Source organism: Aurantiacibacter luteus (genome assembly GCF_001010945.1).
Classification (GTDB): Bacteria; Pseudomonadota; Alphaproteobacteria; order Sphingomonadales; family Sphingomonadaceae; genus Alteraurantiacibacter; species Alteraurantiacibacter luteus.
Map to the genome: position 1 here is coordinate 101,216 of NZ_LBHB01000004.1, position 17,341 is coordinate 118,556.

At 67.1% G+C, this 17,341-nt stretch carries 19 protein-coding genes and 1 tRNA gene; 10 read left to right on the top strand and 10 right to left on the bottom strand.

Annotation, left to right across the window (positions count from 1 at the left end):
• Window positions 1–7: 7 nt before the first annotated feature.
• Genes AAW00_RS13235 through AAW00_RS14715 form a run of 3 tightly spaced genes read right to left on the bottom strand, consistent with a single transcriptional unit; the run spans window position 8 to window position 2,389 of the window.
• Window positions 8–793 carry a GIY-YIG nuclease family protein gene (locus AAW00_RS13235; protein WP_082125090.1) on the bottom strand — a complete coding sequence of 262 codons (786 nt, stop codon included), beginning with the start codon at window positions 791–793 and terminating at the stop codon, window positions 8–10.
• Window positions 790–1,974, bottom strand: a complete 1,185-nt coding sequence (locus AAW00_RS13240) for a DNA cytosine methyltransferase (protein ID WP_241461746.1) — start codon at window positions 1,972–1,974, stop codon at window positions 790–792. Before AAW00_RS13240 ends, AAW00_RS13235 begins: the two co-directional genes overlap by 4 nt.
• A complete protein-coding gene (locus AAW00_RS14715) occupies window positions 1,949–2,389 on the bottom strand; it encodes a very short patch repair endonuclease (protein ID WP_082125091.1) in 441 nt (146 codons plus the stop codon). Before AAW00_RS14715 ends, AAW00_RS13240 begins: the two co-directional genes overlap by 26 nt.
• Before the next feature lie 509 nt (window positions 2,390–2,898).
• Here AAW00_RS14715 and AAW00_RS13250 point away from each other — a divergent pair.
• Genes AAW00_RS13250 through AAW00_RS13260 form a run of 3 tightly spaced genes read left to right on the top strand, consistent with a single transcriptional unit; the run spans window position 2,899 to window position 4,431 of the window.
• On the top strand, window positions 2,899–3,480 hold the full coding sequence (locus AAW00_RS13250; RefSeq protein ID WP_047004912.1) for a tyrosine-type recombinase/integrase: 582 nt from the start codon (window positions 2,899–2,901) through the stop codon (window positions 3,478–3,480).
• A 55-nt stretch (window positions 3,481–3,535) separates the two neighbouring features.
• Window positions 3,536–3,901 carry a DUF3768 domain-containing protein gene (locus AAW00_RS13255; RefSeq protein WP_047004913.1) on the top strand — a complete coding sequence of 122 codons (366 nt, stop codon included), beginning with the start codon at window positions 3,536–3,538 and terminating at the stop codon, window positions 3,899–3,901.
• On the top strand, window positions 3,901–4,431 hold the full coding sequence (locus AAW00_RS13260) for a hypothetical protein (protein ID WP_047004914.1): 531 nt from the start codon (window positions 3,901–3,903) through the stop codon (window positions 4,429–4,431). Before AAW00_RS13255 ends, AAW00_RS13260 begins: the two co-directional genes overlap by 1 nt.
• On the opposite strand, the gene AAW00_RS13265 is transcribed toward AAW00_RS13260, so the two are convergent.
• Window positions 4,428–4,661: a helix-turn-helix domain-containing protein gene (locus AAW00_RS13265; RefSeq protein WP_047004915.1), complete on the bottom strand. Its 234-nt coding sequence runs from the start codon at window positions 4,659–4,661 to the stop codon at window positions 4,428–4,430. The two genes, AAW00_RS13260 and AAW00_RS13265, sit on opposite strands and share 4 nt — an antisense overlap.
• 90 nt (window positions 4,662–4,751) lie before the next feature.
• Here AAW00_RS13265 and AAW00_RS13270 point away from each other — a divergent pair, with 90 nt between their 5' ends.
• Window positions 4,752–5,096: a hypothetical protein gene (locus AAW00_RS13270; protein ID WP_047004916.1), complete on the top strand. Its 345-nt coding sequence runs from the start codon at window positions 4,752–4,754 to the stop codon at window positions 5,094–5,096.
• The gene (locus AAW00_RS13275) at window positions 5,093–5,875 is read left to right on the top strand and encodes a hypothetical protein (RefSeq protein ID WP_156170081.1); all 783 of its coding nucleotides are present in this window, start codon (window positions 5,093–5,095) and stop codon (window positions 5,873–5,875) included. The genes AAW00_RS13270 and AAW00_RS13275 overlap by 4 nt, the downstream gene beginning before the upstream one ends.
• 103 nt (window positions 5,876–5,978) lie before the next feature.
• Here AAW00_RS13275 and AAW00_RS13280 read toward each other — a convergent pair.
• Both AAW00_RS13280 and sppA read right to left on the bottom strand, forming a co-directional pair.
• Window positions 5,979–6,053, bottom strand: a tRNA-Val gene (locus tag AAW00_RS13280).
• Between the two features lie 93 nt (window positions 6,054–6,146).
• On the bottom strand, window positions 6,147–8,045 hold the full coding sequence (sppA, locus tag AAW00_RS13285; RefSeq protein WP_047004918.1) for a signal peptide peptidase SppA: 1,899 nt from the start codon (window positions 8,043–8,045) through the stop codon (window positions 6,147–6,149).
• Between the two features lie 125 nt (window positions 8,046–8,170).
• Between sppA and AAW00_RS13290 the strand changes: the two genes are divergently transcribed.
• Genes AAW00_RS13290 through AAW00_RS13300 form a run of 3 tightly spaced genes read left to right on the top strand, consistent with a single transcriptional unit; the run spans window position 8,171 to window position 11,179 of the window.
• Complete coding sequence (locus AAW00_RS13290; protein ID WP_047004919.1) at window positions 8,171–9,208, top strand: aspartate carbamoyltransferase catalytic subunit; 1,038 nt, start codon at window positions 8,171–8,173, stop codon at window positions 9,206–9,208.
• Window positions 9,205–10,428 (top strand): dihydroorotase, encoded by a 1,224-nt coding sequence (locus tag AAW00_RS13295; protein WP_047004920.1) that lies wholly within the window; start codon window positions 9,205–9,207, stop codon window positions 10,426–10,428. The genes AAW00_RS13290 and AAW00_RS13295 overlap by 4 nt, the downstream gene beginning before the upstream one ends.
• The gene (locus tag AAW00_RS13300; RefSeq protein ID WP_047004921.1) at window positions 10,415–11,179 is read left to right on the top strand and encodes an SDR family NAD(P)-dependent oxidoreductase; all 765 of its coding nucleotides are present in this window, start codon (window positions 10,415–10,417) and stop codon (window positions 11,177–11,179) included. Before AAW00_RS13295 ends, AAW00_RS13300 begins: the two co-directional genes overlap by 14 nt.
• A gap of 63 nt (window positions 11,180–11,242) precedes the next feature.
• Here the strand turns inward: AAW00_RS13300 and AAW00_RS13305 are convergent, their stop codons facing one another.
• The 3 genes from AAW00_RS13305 to AAW00_RS13315 are packed head-to-tail and all read right to left on the bottom strand — an operon-like array spanning window position 11,243 to window position 13,887.
• Entirely contained in the window at window positions 11,243–12,673 is a 1,431-nt protein-coding gene (locus AAW00_RS13305) for an SPOR domain-containing protein (protein ID WP_047004922.1), read from the bottom strand.
• A gap of 15 nt (window positions 12,674–12,688) precedes the next feature.
• Window positions 12,689–13,168, bottom strand: coding sequence for a hypothetical protein (locus AAW00_RS13310; RefSeq protein ID WP_047004923.1), 480 nt, complete (start codon window positions 13,166–13,168; stop codon window positions 12,689–12,691).
• Complete coding sequence (locus tag AAW00_RS13315) at window positions 13,168–13,887, bottom strand: ParA family protein (RefSeq protein WP_047004924.1); 720 nt, start codon at window positions 13,885–13,887, stop codon at window positions 13,168–13,170. Before AAW00_RS13315 ends, AAW00_RS13310 begins: the two co-directional genes overlap by 1 nt.
• 251 nt (window positions 13,888–14,138) lie before the next feature.
• Here AAW00_RS13315 and AAW00_RS13320 point away from each other — a divergent pair, with 251 nt between their 5' ends.
• Both AAW00_RS13320 and AAW00_RS13325 read left to right on the top strand, forming a co-directional pair.
• Window positions 14,139–15,335, top strand: a complete 1,197-nt coding sequence (locus AAW00_RS13320) for an SPOR domain-containing protein (protein ID WP_047004925.1) — start codon at window positions 14,139–14,141, stop codon at window positions 15,333–15,335.
• Window positions 15,336–15,369: 34 nt separating this feature from the next.
• Window positions 15,370–16,641 carry a DUF418 domain-containing protein gene (locus tag AAW00_RS13325; protein ID WP_052761954.1) on the top strand — a complete coding sequence of 424 codons (1,272 nt, stop codon included), beginning with the start codon at window positions 15,370–15,372 and terminating at the stop codon, window positions 16,639–16,641.
• Here the strand turns inward: AAW00_RS13325 and AAW00_RS13330 are convergent.
• Window positions 16,638–17,306 (bottom strand): hypothetical protein, encoded by a 669-nt coding sequence (locus AAW00_RS13330; RefSeq protein WP_047004926.1) that lies wholly within the window; start codon window positions 17,304–17,306, stop codon window positions 16,638–16,640. The two genes, AAW00_RS13325 and AAW00_RS13330, sit on opposite strands and share 4 nt — an antisense overlap.
• Window positions 17,307–17,341: the final 35 nt, after the last annotated feature.

The window sequence follows — 17,341 nt, forward strand, 5'->3', positions numbered from 1 at the left end:
CCGATCCCTAAGATCGCGCCAGCACGGTTGCCTGCGGATATTCGTCGTTCTTTTCCTTGTAGAGGATCAGCACCGCCGACAGGGCCGTGGCCTGCCAACCTGACGGAAGCTGCGGCACCAGCTCTTCGATGATGCTGCGCGCGGTCGTTCGATCGGGCGAAATCGTGACCGCGGTGTTGGCGAGGTCCGGATGCGGCTTGCGCGATCGGCCTGGTCCGGTGTCGAAGCGGAACGTGTAGGGTAGGGCGGTCTTTAGCTCGGAAACCACCTCCGCCGCAGTCTTTGTGCCAGCGAGGTCGGTCGCGATGTCGTGGTTGATGTCGATCGGGAAGTCCTGATCGAACGTGCCGGGCTTCGAATTGTCGCGATTGCGTCCTGGATCGTTCGCTCCGAAGCCGCTGCCATTCCACCGGGTTCCCGCCTCGGCAGTGTAATGCTTGATGAGCTGCGTCTCCAAGTCCATCGCGGTGAACACGAAGATGCGGATCGCCTTGAAGCGGACGCGCGCCGGATCGAGGTTCGCGCGATGCTGGGTCTTAGTCGAGTGGCGAACGAGCCTACGGAAAAGACCCGCCTCGGCGTCGGTTTTGCCGATGTAGACCAGCGCGCCGTCCAAGAAGAGTTGATAGACACCCTGCGCCTCGGGAACGATCGACAGCCCTTCCGGGTCGAGCGGGGCTGATTCCATCTCGTCGAGGGCGCGAACGAGATGGTCGAGCAGCGCGCCTGGGAGATCGAACTCGAACTCTCGGTATCCCGGCACTTCCGGACCGACGGCTGTTTCCTTCGTCATCCAGCCACCGTTTGCAGCTCGTGCGACACATTTCGTGCGACAACTTCGGCGAGCTGCACGGGCACGGCATTGCCAAGTTGACGCATACATTCCGTCCATGATCCGTGGAAGCGATAGTCGTCGGGAAAGGTCTGAAGACGAGCGCTCTCGCGCACGCTGAAATAGCGAACAGCGCCATCTGCGCGGCGGAGCATGTTCTCGCCACCGGGAACGCCGTGAACGCCCGCCTTCAAGGTCTTGGCCGGTTCATCCAGCGGACTACCCGTATGGCCGATATAGCTCCGCGCGCCAGGTTGAAACCGATGGTTAAGGCAAACGGTGGCCTGCTTGAGAGCGGTCTCCGGATCAGGAAGGTCGCCGATCGCATCCCGGACCGTGCGCCAAGGCGCGGGCGCGGGTTTCTCGATCAGCTTCTCGGCGCGCGCCACGAGGCGCGGATCGAGCGCGCGGTCGCGCGAGGCCACCTTGTGGCGGTCCCAATACTCATCCGATCGCACCTGCTCCCATAGCAGCGCGTCGATCGAATGCGTTTCATCGGGGAAATTCCATTCAATGCCCAGATCAGCCCGGAAGCCGACGAACACAACGCGCTCACGCCTTTGGGGAACGCCGTAATTCGCGGCATTCAACACCCGGTAAACGACGTTGTAGCGAAGCCCGTCTCGACCGCCACCGGCCGTGTGATGGCGCTCGAGCCGCGCCATGTGATCGATCCAGGGCTCGTCCGGGAGGTGGGTTAGCTCGGGATAGGTGAGCTGGTGGACGATATGGGCCAGATAGGTGGCAAAGCTCGCGCGGGTTAGGCCTTTCACGTTCTCAAACACGAAGGCCTTGGGACGTGTCTCTCGCACCACGCGCACCGCCTCGGGCCACATGTCGCGCGTGTCCGCATGCGCGCGATGCTTGCCGCCAAGCGAGAAAGGCTGGCAGGGCGGGCCGCCGCTCACTAGGTCGATCTTGCCCTCGTCTACGCGGAAATCGACCTCGCGAATGTCGCCCTCGATCGGTTCGGGCCAGCGACCGATCCCGCCCGCCTTGGCGCGGCGATTCTCGCGGATGGTGTCGCAGCACCACCGATCCCATTCAACGATCCGCGCCGGGCGAAACCCCGCCTTGCTGATGCCCATGCCCAAGCCGCCTGCACCGGCGAATAGCTCAATCGCGCGCATGGTCGGCATCATCGTTCTCCAAAAAATCTCGCAAGGTGTTCCTCAATTGTTCTTCATGGCGACATTCGCATTCCCAGACAACCATTTGTCGCCACCCCTCGCGATCAAGCATCGCGCTGCTACGCTCGTCCCGCTTGCGATTGCCTTCCAGCTTTGGTCCCCAAAAATCTTGCCGCGACTTCGGCATGCGCACCAGCTTGCAAGACGGGTCTGGATGCTGATGCCAAAAACAACCGTGCACGAAAATGACCTTCTGGCGACTACGGAACACAAGGTCCGGGCTGCCTGGAAGGCGACGGTCGTGCAGGCGATAGCGATAGCCCATGCCATGCACCAAGCGTCGGACGATCATTTCGGGCTTCGTATCCTTTTGGCGAATGCGGCCCATGCGTTCGGATCTCGCTTCGGCGGTAAGAGTGTCCACCATCAATTCGCCACCTTCTTTCGAGGCTCACGCATCACCCGCTGCACTTTCGATCCCGGAAGGGGGATGACGAAGTGAGTTGGGCGGCGGACCTTTCAACGCTCTCGACCTGCTCGATGATCTCGGCGCGGAACTGCTGGTCCAGGTCCTGAACGTCGCCCCGGGTTACACGGGCATAGCCTTTTGCATGGCTTCATCTTTGGCCCGAGGTTCGAGCACCCTCAACTGCCTGGAAACGCGTTCTTGTGGATTAGGTCCCAAAACCCTTTTTAGGTCGATATATTCCTCATTTTTGGACTCTGCGCTCCGAGCTCCCATCGGGTCGAGATTATCGAATTATCACGCCTAGCTGACATCCTGACCGATAGCGGTTCCCAAAGATTGTGACGCAGCGACAAAACGAACCTAAAATATTGATATTAAAGTATAAGTTGACAGCCATGCTGACGTGCATTATACGTCGCAATAGCGACGCCTGATGCGCTGCTTTTTCCCCGAACCAGGACGAGAACATGACAAGGCAACCAGCTCGTGTGCTGGAACCTAGCGATTTGCAGCGCTTACTAGTGCACGCGAGCGAGCTGACACATGGCACACGAAACAGAGTAATCGTGCTTGCAAGCTTCAAGGCCGGGCTACGAGCATGTGAGATTTCGGGCCTCACCTGGCCGATGGCTCTGAAGTCGAGCGGCCAAATCGCGGAGCAGCTGACCATCGCTCGCGGGATTGCCAAGTATGGCAGCGGTCGGATTATCCCCCTCCATAACGATTTGAGACGTGCGCTGCGCGACCTGCACCGGGAGTGCGCGCGTCCCGCCGATGGACCGATCATCTGTTCGGCCAAAGGCGGAGCGATGGCACCGCAGAGCTTGGTCAACTGGTTCAGGGCTCGGTACGCCGAGCTTGGCATCACTGGTGCATCGTCGCACTCGGGGCGCCGCACCTTCATCACGCAATCGGCTCGAGCCATCACGAAGGTCGGCGGCTCGCTGCGTGACGTTCAAGAGCTCGCGGGGCACCGGGCGCTCACCACGACCGAGCGGTACATTCAAGGTGATCGCGATGCGCAGCGGAAGCTGATCAAGCTGATCTGAACGGCGGCAGCACGTTTGCTGCCAATCCCATCAACACAGCAAGGAGACACTGGCCATGCAAAGCCGGAACGAAGACGCGTGCCTGCCTTCCAACAACGACCGTTCTGCACGGATCCGCCAACTGAATGATGCGCTTCGCACCGGGAACGGGGAAGGGCAGCTTTTGGTAACGCCAGGCGTACTCAACCTAGCCAACGGGACGCTGCCGGTCGTGATAGCGCTGCTACATGGCTTCGACGACTTCTCCGATGACAACGATCCCCATGGAGAGCACGACTTTGGCGCTTTCAACTACCGCGGCGAGAAGCTGTTCTGGAAGATCAATTATTATGATCGATCGCTGCGCTTTGGGTCGGACGACCCAGCTAACCCGGCGATTACAACCCGCGTGCTCACCCTCTTGCTGGCTCGAGAGTACTGATGACGGCACAGGATTTGCCGCGCTCCTTCCGCCTATCTGCTTCGCGCCAGCTCAAGCCGTACCTTCAAGGCGACCTCGATGGGCTTTGTGGCGTGTACTCGCTAATCAACGCGATCCGCCTCGTGCAGTTTGCGACCGGAGCGACCCGACACGGCGAGTACAGCGCGCTCTTTTCGTTTGCGATGCACCGACTCGCAGAGGGGGGCGACTTGCGCGAGCGGCTATCGGTTGGCGTTCCTTGGGTGGAGCTGAAGCGGGTAGGACGCCTCATGGTGAAGGTTGCGCATCACAGTGGGCGAGAACCGCGCCTTTTTCCCGTCAAACGCGGATCTCCCGACCGCATCGATATCCTGAAACAGCACCTCATGGCGGGAAGACCGCTTATTGCCAGCGTTCACCGCGACGAGCACTACACCGTGTTGGTCGGTTGGACCCCGACCAGGGCACTTACGTTCGATAGCAGCGCCGGGCACTGGGTGCAGCTGAGTTCCGTGAGGCGTGCTCTCTGCTTGGCGGTGAGTGCAAGCTAGCCGACCAAATTCGCCAAGTCACAATCTAACGCAGCCGCGATTTTGGCTAGGTTCAATATCGTCACGTTGCGCTCTCCACGCTCAATCTTACCCATGTGCGAGCGATCGATCCCTGCAGCGTCAGCCAGCGCTTCCTGCGATAGCTCAAGCTCATGCCGCCGCGCGCGGACACGCGTGCCGATGCGCTCCAACAAGCGAGTATCGTCGCTTTTTCCAGACACGCGAGACATTCCCGCATCTGAACGGCCAACGGCTTAAACAACCACGGCATTTACGACCCATTATTGCAACGCTATCGAAGCGGAAAAGGAGAACTTCGAATGTACATCACTTTCAAGCAGTCCAGCACCGGCAAGACCCGCAACCTCAAGGTTGGCTTCAGCTTGTCCTTCCTGCTCGCTACCCCGTTCTACGGCATCCCGCAGTTCGTGAAGGGTATCTGGAAACATGGGCTGGCGGTCGCCGCCATCGGCATCCTGGCGGTGATGACCATGGGTTCTCCGCTCTCGAGCCTTGTCGGTCTCGGTCTGCTTGCCGCCGCCGTCTTCTATGGCATCAACGGCAACAAGATCGTCGCGAAGGCGCTGTTGGCCAAGGGCTGGACGCTGGAAGGTAATGATCATGCGGTGAACCAGGCCAGGATCCGCTGGGGTATTCCCGCGTGAGCGTCAAACTTCAAAAATGTCGTCTCGTCTTGGGTCTTGCCGTTTTAGCTCTTGCCGGGTGCGATGCCGAACCGCTGACCGCCGAACAGGCATCGCGCCTGGAACGCGTGTATGGTGATCTGGACGACAATCGTGCGCTCGGCGTCGTCCAGAACCTGCGATACGGCGGACTCTATCAGGGGCCGACGACGCGCATCTGGAACCCTCAGCTGGCTCAGGCGATCAACCAAGCCCACTTCGATCTCGACTTCATCGACGAGGCCTACAACTTCGAAACGGAAGCCGGAATGGCTGGGTTCGTGCGCAGTCTCTCCTATGCCAATATCAGACCAAGGCTTGCCAGCGAGCTATCAGCCGCACCGCCAGAATTTCAGCTACTGGCTAGCCCTGCACAGGCCGCAAGCGTTGTGGACGGCCAATGCGAGATCGATGGAGGGAGTTACGGACGCGCCGGCGAACAGATGCAGGTGACTTTCTGGGCGCGAGGAAGAAACGCTGGCATCCGAGTGCAATGGGATGGCTGGCCAGGCGGTCCTTTGTCACCCATTACCGTGTTCGGGCATGGCGAGAATGCGGTGCCGATCTCGACGGAGTCCGTCATTCACGATGGCATCACCAAACTCGAGATGTTTCAGCAGAATGGCTGGTGGGTGACCAACATGATGCAGGAGAGTGACCGCATCGATCTTAACCTGGGCGATGACGCTGGTGAGATCATACTGCCCTCAGGCGACCTCTATCGGACAGGGATGGCATTGGAAGAGTGCGCAAGATCATAATGAGCCGGATTTATAAGCGGTACGAGGCGCGTGAATTTATACAGGAAGTTTTCATGGATTTTTCATGGAAACCCGGACCATCTCTTCTAAGTCACTGAAAAGATGGTGGGCGCGGCAGGGATTGAACCTGCGACCCCACCCGTGTGAAGGGTGTGCTCTACCACTGAGCTACGCGCCCGCCGGAGCTGTCGCCCGATACGGGCGATTCACGGCAGGGGCGGGCCTTTGCCACGAGGCCTGAGGAAAGACAAGTGCCGTGTGCGGGCGCGACCTAGTCGGCCAAAAGTGTGCGCAGCCAGCGCAGCATACTGCCTTGCGCCGGGCGTTCGCCGCGTACCGCTGCGCCTGGCATCATCGCGCATTCGAGGCAGCGCGCCTGCACGCCCTCGACCTGCATAAGCCCCTCGAGTTCGCCGACGGCCTGCGCCAATTGCCCCTGTTGCGCGCGGGCGAAGGCGGCGAAGACATCGTTTCCGCGCGCCGCGCCCGTCTCGGCATCGGATGCCATCATGCGGGCGAACAGCGAGCCGTAGGGATCCGCGTCGTCGCCGAGGTAGTCGACCTCGAAATCGTCGCCCAGGTCGGCGCGCCGGGCGGCCCAGGCGATGGCGGCATCGAGGTCGCCGAACTGGTCGACGAGGCCGAGCTGCCGCGCCGCTCCGCCGTCCCACACCCGGCCCTGGCCGAGCTCGTCGGCACGGGCGACGGTAATGCCGCGGCTTTCCGCCACCAGCGAGAGGAAGCGCGCGTAGCTGCCCTCGACGCCCGACTGCAGCAGGCTGCGCACTTCCGGCGTCAGCCCGCCGAGCAGGTCCGGCTGGCCGGCCAGCGGCGTGGCGCGCACGCCGTCCGAGGTGACGCCGTAATCGGCGAGCAGTCCTTCGAAGCTGGGGAACACGCCGAAGACGCCGATGGAGCCGGTGAGCGTCTCGGGCTCCGCAAAGATACGTTCGGCAGGTGTTGCGACCCAGTACCCGCCGCTCGCCGCGTAGTTACCCATCGAGACGACGACGGGAATGCCGGCGTCCTTGTGGCGCAGGATGGCGCGGCGGATGGTCTCGGAACCGGTGACGGTGCCGCCCGGCGAGTCCACCCGGACCACCAGCGCCTTCAGGTCGTCGTCGAGGGCATCGTCGAGCAGGCCGGCAATGCGCTCCGCCCCGGCGCTACCGGGCCCGGCCTCGCCGTCGCTGATGGTGCCCGCGATGGTCACGACGCCGATCTTGCCGCCGTCGCCCAGATCCAGCCCGGCATCGAGATCGGCGATCCACGGGTCGAAATCGGTGGAGGCGAAGGTGCCCGGATCCTTGGTCCAGGTGTCCTCGCCCACGACGGTGGCGATCGCCTCGCCCCATTCGATGCGGGTGCCGATGCGGTCGACCAGCCCGGCGGCGAGGGCGGCGCGGGCAAGGTCGTTCTCCGAACCGGCCAGCCAGCCCTCGACATCGTTGGTGACGAGTTCGATGTTCGCATCGGGCCGTGCACGGCGAAGGTTGGCACGCCATTCCTGCCACAGCGTGGACACGAGCTGGCTGGCGTTCTCGCGCGCGGGCTCGGACATCCCGCTCTCGGTGTAGGGCTCCACCGCGCTCTTGTAGGTGCCCACGCGGAAGACGTTGGCCGTCACGTTGTAGCGATCGAGCAGGCCGCCGAAATAAAGGCTGTGGCCGCCCGGCCCGGTGACCACCGCGCCGCCCAACGGGTCGACCCAGGCCTCGCTGGCGTGCGCAGCCAGCAGCAGCGAATCGTCGGTATAGGCTACGGCGTAGGTGTAGATCGGCTTGCCCGCTGTCTTGAACCTCTCGAGCGCGCTGGCGACCTCGTCCATGTGCACCGCGCCCCCGCCGAGGAAGCCCGAGAGGTCGAGCGCCAGAGCCTCGATCCGCTCGTCGCCGGCGGCCGCATCGATGGCGCGCACCAGGTCGCGCGAGGCGTATTCGCGGGTCGGCAGGCTGGAGGCTAGGAGGGCGGAGATCGGGTCGATCGGCGCGACCTCCTCCACGATCGTGCCATCGAGGTCGAGCAGCAGCGCCCCCTCGCGCACGACGCCGGGATTGGGCCGCGCGCTGAGGATGGAGAAGAGCGCGAAGAAGAACAGCAGCAGGAAGACGAGCGCCAGTCCGTCCTTGATACCGACCAGCAGGCGCCAGACCTTGCGCGCGAAACCCATGTGATGACCCCGTTGCTTTGATTTGCCGCCTCGACCTTAAGGGTCGCGGCGGAAATGCGCCAGACCTATCGCGGGGGCGATTGGGCTTGAGGTGGCGGCGGCTTGCCTCTAACGGCTCGGCTTTAATGACAGCGCCCGAACCCAGACCAGCCAGCGACTGCTTCCCGGCGGGCGGGCGGGCCTTTCCGCACCGCGACCTGATCGCCATCGGCGCGCTGGAAAGGCACGAGATCCTCTACCTGCTGGCCGAGGCCGAGCAGTATGTGGCCTTCAACCGCCAGGCGACCAAGCATTCGGACCGGCTGGCAGGCCTGACGATCATCAACGCCTTCTTCGAGAATTCCACGCGCACGCTGCTGAGCTTCGAGATCGCGGGCAAGCGGCTGGGGGCCGACGTCGTCAACATGCACGCCGCGCAGTCCAGCGTGAAGAAGGGCGAGACGCTGATCGATACCGCGGTCACCCTCAACGCCATGCGCGCCGATGCCATCGTCATCCGCCACGGATCCAGCGGGGCGGTGGGGCTGATTGCCGACAAGGTGGACTGCCCGGTACTGAACGCGGGCGACGGCCAGCACGAACATCCGACGCAGGCCCTGCTCGATGCGCTGGCGTTGCGCCACAAGCTGGCCGAGCGGGGGCACACGGCGGAGGACTTCACCGGGCTGGTGGTCACCATCTGCGGCGACATCCTGCACAGCCGGGTCGCCCGCTCCAACATCCTGTGCCTGCAGGCGCTGGGCGCCACCGTGCGCGTCTGCGCGCCGCCTGCGCTGCTGCCCGAAGGGGTGGAGCGCATGGGCGTGGAGACCTATCACCGCTTCGACGACGCGCTGGCGGGCGCGGACGTCGTGATGATGCTGCGCCTGCAGAACGAGCGGATGGACGGCCAGTTCATCCCGTCTCCGCGCGAATATCGCCACCTCTACGGCCTCACCGCGGAACGGCTGGCGCTGGCGGGGGAGGAGGCCATCGTCATGCATCCCGGCCCGATGAACCGCGGGGTGGAGATCGACAGCGGCGTGGCCGACCTCGCGGGCCGCTCCATCATCACCAGCCAGGTGGAGATGGGCGTCGCCATCCGCATGGCCTGCCTCGACGTGCTGACCCGGCGCGCGCGCGGAATGGCCGGTTGGGCGGAGCCGGAGGCGAACTGGGTATGAAACAGGCGATGCCGCTCACCATCACCAGCGGCCGGGTCGTAACGCCCGGCGGCGTGGAGGAGCGCGATCTGCTCTGCGACGAAGGCCTCGTCTCCGAAATGCAGACGGTGGAGGACGACACCGTGTTCGACGCGGCGGGCAGGATCGTGGCGCCCGGCATCGTCGACCTCGGCGTGTTCGCGGTGGACAAGCCCGCGTTCCATTTCGGCGGGATCACTCGCGCCGCGCTGATGCCCGATGCCAGTCCCCCGCTCGACCACCCGGCGCGCATCCGTTTCACCGCGCAGAGCGGCAAGCCGGACCTGTGGGTCCACCCCCTCGCCGCGGCCACCGCAGGGCTGGAGGGGCGGCAGCTGGCGGAAATCGCGCTGATGGCCGAGGCCGGGGCACGGGCGATCGCGACCGGGCGCAGGTGGATCGGCGATTCCGGCGTGATGCTGCGGCTGCTGCAATACGCCGCCATGCTGGACCTCGTCGTGGTGACCCATGCCGAGGACGCGGGTCTGGCGGGCAATGCCGCGGCGACCGCGGGCGAGATGGCGACGCGGCTCGGCCTGCCGAGCGCCCCGGTGGAGGCCGAAACGCTGGCGCTGGCACGCGACATCGCGCTGGCCGAGAAGAGCGGCGCAAGGGTGCACGCGCGGCAGGTGACGACACGCGCGGGCCTCACGCTGGTGCGGGCGGCGAAGGCGCGGGGCGTGGCGATCACCGCAGGGGTGACGCCGGCGCATTTCATGCTGTCGGACCTGGCGCTGGCTAATTTCCGCACCTTCGCCCGCCTCTCGCCGCCGCTGCGCAGCGAGGACGACCGGCAGGCGGTGATAGAGGCGATTGCCGAGGGCACCATCGACGTGATTTCCAGCGGCCACGATCCGCGTGGGCCGGAGGACAAGAACCTGCCGTTCGCCGATGCCGCGCCGGGCATGGCCGGGGCCGAGACGCTGCTCGCCATGACCCTGACGCTGGTGCGCGACGAGGTGATCGACCTGCCGCGCGCCTTCGACCTGCTCGCCCGCAATCCCGCGCGATTGCTGGGTGTCGAGGCGGGCGAACTGGCCGCGGGCAAGGAAGCCGACGTGCTCGTGCTCGATCAGCACGCGCCGTGGGTGGTCGACAGCAGCGAGATGGCGGCCGCCGCGGGCAACACCCCGTTCGACCGCCAGCCGGTGGAAGGCCGCGTGGTGGCGCTTTTCAAGGGAGGCGTGCGTGTCGACAAGTGAATTTTCGGGCAAGACCGCGCTGGTGACCGGCGCGGCGCAGGGCATCGGGGCAGCCTGCGCGGCGGCCTTGGCAGGGTCGGGCGTGGCCAAGGTGGTGCTGGTCGACCTCGATGGTGCGACACTCGAAGCGATGGACTTGCCGTGCGAGGTGGTGCGCGTGGCGGGCGACGTGACCGACGAGGCGCTGTGGGCGCGGGTGGAGCAGGCCTGCGGGACCCTCGACTGCGCCGTGCTAAATGCCGGGATCGCGGGCACGCCCGCGCTGCTTTCGGACATGAGCTATGAAGACTGGCGGCGCGTGGTCTCGGTCAACCTCGACGGGCTGTTTCTCTCGCTCAGGAGCACCATGAAACTGGCAGCCAAGGGCGCGGGCGTGGTCCTGACGGCCTCGGTCGCGGGCGTGAAGGCGGAACCCGGCACCGGCCCCTACGGCGCGTCCAAGGCCGCCGTCCTGCACCTCGCGAAGATCGCCGCCAAGGAAGGCGCGCGTCGCCGCATCCGCGTTAACGCCATCGCGCCGGGCGGGGTGGATACGGCGATCTGGGACGCGGTGCCCATGTTCTCCGACCTCGTCGAGAAGCACCAGGGCGACCGCGCCGGTGCGCTGGAGGAAATGGCCAGCTACGCGACCCCCATGGGCCGCTTCCAAAGCCCTGAGGAAATCGCCGCGCAGGTGCTTTTCCTGCTCTCCGACGCGGCGGGCACGATCACCGGCACCGCGCTGGTCACCGACGGCGGTTACTCGCTTTAGCCCAAAGAAAAGGCCCCCTTCCGCTGAGGGAAGGAGGCCCGAGGTTCAGAGAGAACTGTTAGGCTAGCGACGCGCGAAGCGCACGGGGCCGCGGTCGATGGCGCCGGGCAGCGGGCTGTTGGCGGCCCAGCTGATGCAGCCGTCGCCTCCCGAGGAGCTGACGCGTCCGCACATCGCGCGGCTGGAGGCGCGGTCGAAACCGCCCGCCGACACGCGCCAGTAATTGCGGCCGTTCACCACCGCCTGGGTGATGACCATCTCGCGGTCGGCAAGCTCGGGATAGCGCGAGCGGTAGATGCCCCAGGCACGCCGGGCACCCGCTTCGCTGGCGAAGCTGCCGAGCTGGACGAGGTGCGTCGGGTTGGCGGAGGGCGCGGGGACCGGAGTGGTGTCGAGACGCGGCTGGGCCAGGCGCTGCGCGGACGGCGCGGCACGCTCGGCACGCGGCGCGACCGGAGCGGGCGCGGCGGCCACCGGGGCACGCGGCGCGGGGGCCGCATCGGCAAAGGCCTGCGCGAAGCTGGCCGGAGCCGGAGCCGGAGCCGCAGCGGATGGCGGGGCAGGCGCCGGGGTAGCGACGAGAGCCGGCCGCGCCGCATAGCGATTGTCCGAGGGAGCGCCGACCGCGGGCAGTTCGCTGCCCGATGCGGGCACGGCCATGCGCGCCTGCTGCACGGGGGGCAGCGGCAGGGCGGCCGGAGCGGCGTAGGTTTGGGCGGGAGCAGGAGCGGCGGACGCTTCCATCGCCAGATCGGCGGCACCCGGCGTGTTGGCGAGCGCGAGGTGCACCGGCTGGCCGGCATCGCGCACGTTCGTCGGCACACCCAGCAGGCTGGCGATGCGCTGCTGGTAGGCCTCGGCATGGGCCATCGCGGCCCATTCGCTCATCCGCGCACCCAGCTCGCCGGCGGGAACGTCCTGCGCCGCCATCGTGCGCGCCTCGCGCCAGCGACCGGCCACGGCATAGGCGTAGGCGAGGTTCTGGCGGCTCTTGACGGTGTTGTCGCCGCCGCGAATGGCATTGGTCAGCACGTGGATGCCGCGCTCCGGCTGGCCGGACAGCGCCAGCGCAAGGCCGAGGTCGGCGGGCGCGATCTGGCCTTCCCAGTCGAACAGGATGTCGGCGGCCTCGGCGAAACGGGCCTGGCCGTTCAGCGCGAGGGCGAGGCTGAGGGCAGCGCGCGGGCTGTTCTCGCCCAGTGCCATCGCGTCCTCGAACGTGGTGGAGGCGGAGGCGAAGCGCCCGGCCTCGAGGTAGGCGTTGCCCAGCGTCATGCGGTAGGCGGCATTGCGCGGATCGGCGGCGACGGCGGCCTCCGCCGCGGCCACGGCGCGCGAGGTCTGGCCGCTCGCCAGCGCCTGCTGCGCCTGCGCGGCGGAAACCTCGGCCCGCGGCGCGGCGGCGGAGGTGGCGCAGCCGCTCAGCATGGCCGCGGTCATCGCGGTCGAGAGGCCGAGGGCGACGAGATGGTTGCGCTTTTCGGGTGCGTACATGATCTTAGCCTTCCTTCAGGACTGCTTGCCGCGCGGCCGCATTCCTGCGGCGATCGCTTCGATTTCCGGGTTGGCGGCGAGGAAGCGGTCGAGCGCCTCGGTCACCAGCACCTGCGCGCTGCAGCCGTGCAGCGTTCCCGCCAGCCGCAGCTTCAGGTGGCGCTCGGCATCGAGACGCAGGGTAAAGGCCTTGCGACCCTTCGTGGCGGGCGCGGTTCGCGGGGCAGGCGCGGCCTTCACACGGTCGGCGGCGAGCGGCAGGGGGACGACGGTGTCGTCGTTAGCGCCCCATCCCTCGCCCCTGTCTTCACCCATGTCGTTCCAGCCCAGCGCACCCTGGCTCACGGCGAGCTCGTCGAGCTCGTCCGAAAGTTCGGCCATGCGCGAATCCTGGCCAAGCATGGCGCGCATGGCGGGCTTGGCGGAACCCTTGCGCGCCAGCAGCATCGGGCCGAGCGAGGCGAAGGCCTTTGTCTCGGTGACCGCGGCGCCCATCACTGCGCCACCCGGCGGCCGAACCCGCCCTGCTGCGCGCCGCGCTGCATCCCGGCCTGGGCCGCATGGCCCGGCGCGGCGAAGACGGTGCGGCGGAAGTTCTTTTCCAGGCGATCGGCGACATAGTGCCACAGCGCGGTGACCTCCTGCGCGCTCCGGCCTTCGGGATCGACCTCCATCACCGTGCGCCCGTCGATCATCGAGGCGGCGAAATCGGTGCGGTGGTGGATGGTGATGGGGGCCACGGTGCCGTGCTGCGACAGCGCCACGGCGGCCTCGCTGGTGATGCGGGCCTTGGGCGTGGCCGCGTTCACGACGAAGATGAGCGGTTTGCCGGCACGCTCGCACAGGTCGACCGTGGCGCCCACGGCGCGCAGGTCGTGGGGGGACGGGCGGGTCGGCACGACCATCAGCTCGGCTACGTTGATCACGCTCTGAATCGCCATGGTGATGGCGGGCGGGGTGTCGATCACGGCCAGCTTGAAGCCCTGCTGGCGCAGGATCGCCAGATCGTTGGCGAGGCGCGCCACGGTGGTCTGGGCGAAGGCGGGAAATTCCGCCTCGCGCTCGTTCCACCAGTCGGCGAGCGAGCCCTGCGGATCGATGTCGATGAGGACGACGGGACCCGCGCCGGCCCGCTGGGCCTGCACCGCCAGGTGCCCCGAAAGCGTGGTCTTGCCCGAACCACCCTTCTGCGATGCCAATGCTAGAACGCGCAAGGCTAATCCCCTTAAAGTCTTGACCCGGCCCATTGCGGTGTGCGGGCCTTCCGGGGATTGGCTTCGCAGGATACCGTTTATTTTGAGTTAAAGGGCGGGCTGCGAATGTCAGGAAATTCGACACGCCCGGCCTCGCTTACGGCTGGCTTGCGGCAGGGCGGATGCTACGCGCTACGCATAAACGCTTTGCTAACGCCCCGTTTACTATGGCAGTCTCCATGACAGGCACGAAGCTGCCAGGGGAAAGAGCCATGCCGCGAACGATCGCCCGCTGGGGCTGGAAAACCGCCGCCATTGCCGCGCTGGCCGTGGGCGCCGCGCCGACGGGCGCGACCGTGCGCGACGGGGTGGAGGCGTGGAGCCGCGGCGACTATGCCGAGGCCGTCGCCCAGTGGCAGGGTCCGGCCGCCGCGGGCGACCCCGATGCGATGTTCAACCTTGCCCAGGCCTATCGCCTCGGGCGCGGGGTGGTGGAGGACGCGGCGCGGGCCGAGGAGCTCTATCGCCGCGCGGCCGAGGCGGGCCACGTGCAGGCCGCCGACACCTGGGGGCTGATGATGTTCCAGGACGGTCGGCGCGAACAGGCGCTGCCGCTGGTCGAGGCCGCCGCCCGGCGCGGCGACCCGCGCGCGCAGTACCTCGTCGGCATCGCCCATTTCAACGGCGACCTCGTCCCGCTCGACTGGGAACGTGCCTATGCCCTGATGATGCTGGCCAATGCCACCGGCCTGCCGCAGGCGGGTCCGGCGCTGGCGCAGATGGACCAGCACATCCCGCTGGAACAACGCCAGAGCGGCGCGGCCCTCGCGCGCGTGCTGGAGGAGGAGGCCGTGGCCGCGCGCCAGTCCGAACTCGCCGCCGCCGATCTCGCTGTGGAAGGCGGCGTGCCGACCGCTTCGGGAGCCCCCGTCGCCGTGGCCAGCGCCAGCCCGCGGGTGCCGCGCCCGATGCAGACGGTTGCCGTCTCGCCCTCCGTCGCCGCCGCGCGCGACGCGGTGATGCAGGCGCGCCAGGCCACCGGCACGGCCAGCCCCGCCGAGGCCGGAGCGAGCTACGCCAATGCCGCGCCCATTCGCATTTCGCCCACCCCGCGGCCCGCGCCGAGTGCGACACCCGCGCCAGCCCCGGCACCGGCACCCGCACCCGCCCCGGTGGCTGTCACGGCGAACCGGCCCGAACCGGCGGCCCCCGCGCCGCGCCCTGCTGCCGCCCGCGCCAACGGGCCCTGGCGCGTCCAGCTCGGCGCGTTCGGCGTGCCCGGCAACGCAGAGCGGCTGTGGTCGCGCGTGTCCGGTCGGCCCGAGGTTGCAGGCTACGAGCGGCTGCTGCTGCCGACCGGCCGCGTCACCCGCCTGCAGGCCGGCGGCTATGCCAGCCAGTCCGATGCCCAGAGCGCCTGCAACGGCCTGCGCCGCGCGGGCTTCGAGTGCCTTGTGACGCGCAACTGATCGGCTAAGGCGGCGCTTCTGCAAGGGGCGCACCATGGACCGCGACGACATCGACGAGCCGGAGCCACACGCCGGACCGCCCGCACCCGTCGCGCGGGCCGAACGCATCGTGGCGCTCGACGTGGTTCGCGGTATCGCCGTGCTCGGCATCCTGCTCGCCAACATCACCGCCTTTGCCCATATGCGCGCCGCCTATTACTGGCCGCCCGCGCTGCCCGGCGGGGCGCAGGCCTCGGACGAGTGGCTGTGGCTGGCGCAGTTCGTGCTGGTCGACGGCAAGATGCGCGGCCTCTTCGCCGTCCTGTTCGGCGCGGGCCTCGCCCTGTTTGCCGAGCGCGCGGTCGGCATCGCTGGCCTGTGGTTGCAGGCGCGGCGGCTGGCATGGCTGGCGCTATTCGGCGCGCTGCACTTCGTCCTCCTGTTCGACGGCGACATCCTGCTGACTTATGCCGTCGCCGGGCTGATCGTGCTGCCGTTCCTCCATCGATCGCTCGACTTCGCGGTGCTGGGCCTGATCTGGGCGATGATCGGCGCGCTGGTCGTGGCGGCGGCCTACTTCTCGGCGGCCCAGCTCGAATGGCAGGCGGTAACCACCGCACCCGGCGAGGCATGGCTATCCGTCGAGCAGGCCTGGCAGGCGCGCCTCGCGGAATACGCGGCAGAGGCGCAGGTGCACCTGTCGGGCACCTATGCCGACGTGGCGGCGATGCGCCTTGCCGACCTTCCCTCACACGCCGGGGATGCAGTCACCTTCGTGTTTTTCGAGACGATCCCGATGATGCTGATCGGCGTGGGCCTCTACCGCGCCGGGCTGCTCACCGATTCCGCCGTGCGGCGACGCTGGCGCAGAGCCGCGTGGGTCGGTCTGCTGGCGGGCGCGGGTGTGCTGGCGGTCACGGGCCTTGCCGTGATGGACCGCGGCTTTCCCATCTACCAGACGCAGTTCGCCTTCTACGGCGTGGCGGGGCTTGCCAACGTGCCGTTCGTGCTGGGCGCGATGGTGCTGCTGACCGACTGGGCGGAGCGCGCGCGCGAGGGCTGGCTGGCCGAGCGGCTGGCGCTGGCCGGGCGCATGGCGTTCAGCAATTACGTCGGCACCTCGCTGATGATGATGCTGATATTCGATGGCTGGGCGGGCGGGCGCTTCGGCACCATGCACCGGGGAGAGCTGCTGGTAGTGGTCCTGCTGGGCTGGGCGCTCATGCTGACCTTCTCGCGCGTGTGGCTCGCACGCTTCCGCTACGGTCCGCTCGAATGGCTATGGCGCTGCCTGACCTACTGGCGACGCTTTCCGCTACGGCGCTAGGGGAGGCGGCGGAAGAGGGTCTCGCGCAAGGGAGCTCCCGCGCCCTGCATCTGACCGCCCGCAAAGAGCTGTACGTTCAGCGTGCCGCCATCCGCGAGGTCGAGCACCAGCGAGGCGACGGGCCCGCCTTCGACAGGGACGAGGTCGATCAGTCTGGCGTGCAGGTACGGGAGCGCCGCCCCGTCCACGATGACGCCGGCGCCTCGGAAAGCGAGCCGCTGACCCTGCCACTCGCCGCGCCATTCGCCCTGAAAGGCTTCGGGCAGGTCGGCCCCTTGCGGCAAGTCGATGAAGGGCCAGCGCGGCGGACGCACCTTGGCCCAGTCCACCGCCTCGCGCCGGACGAGGTTTGCCGGATCGCCGCGTCCGCAGACCATCAGCCCGCCGTCCGGATCGAGCGCCAGGAGGTAGATCGTCTCGTCCTCCCAGCCATCCGGCAGCCGGCCGGGGTCGGAAAGCGTGTTGAGCACCATCGTCCACCCGTCGCCCTCGCGCAGGAAGAGGTCATGGACCATGAGTTCACGGTCGGCCCGGAGCGTGCGCCCCTCCACGACCAGCCCCGTCCCGCCGCTTTCCGGCCAGAGCCACTCGCCCTGTATGGCCGCAGGAAAGGGCGCATCGGGCGCCAGCGACACGGTATCGGCGAGGTCGGGTTGAAAGGGCATCGACCGGCCTTTAGCCGACAGAGACCAACATCGCG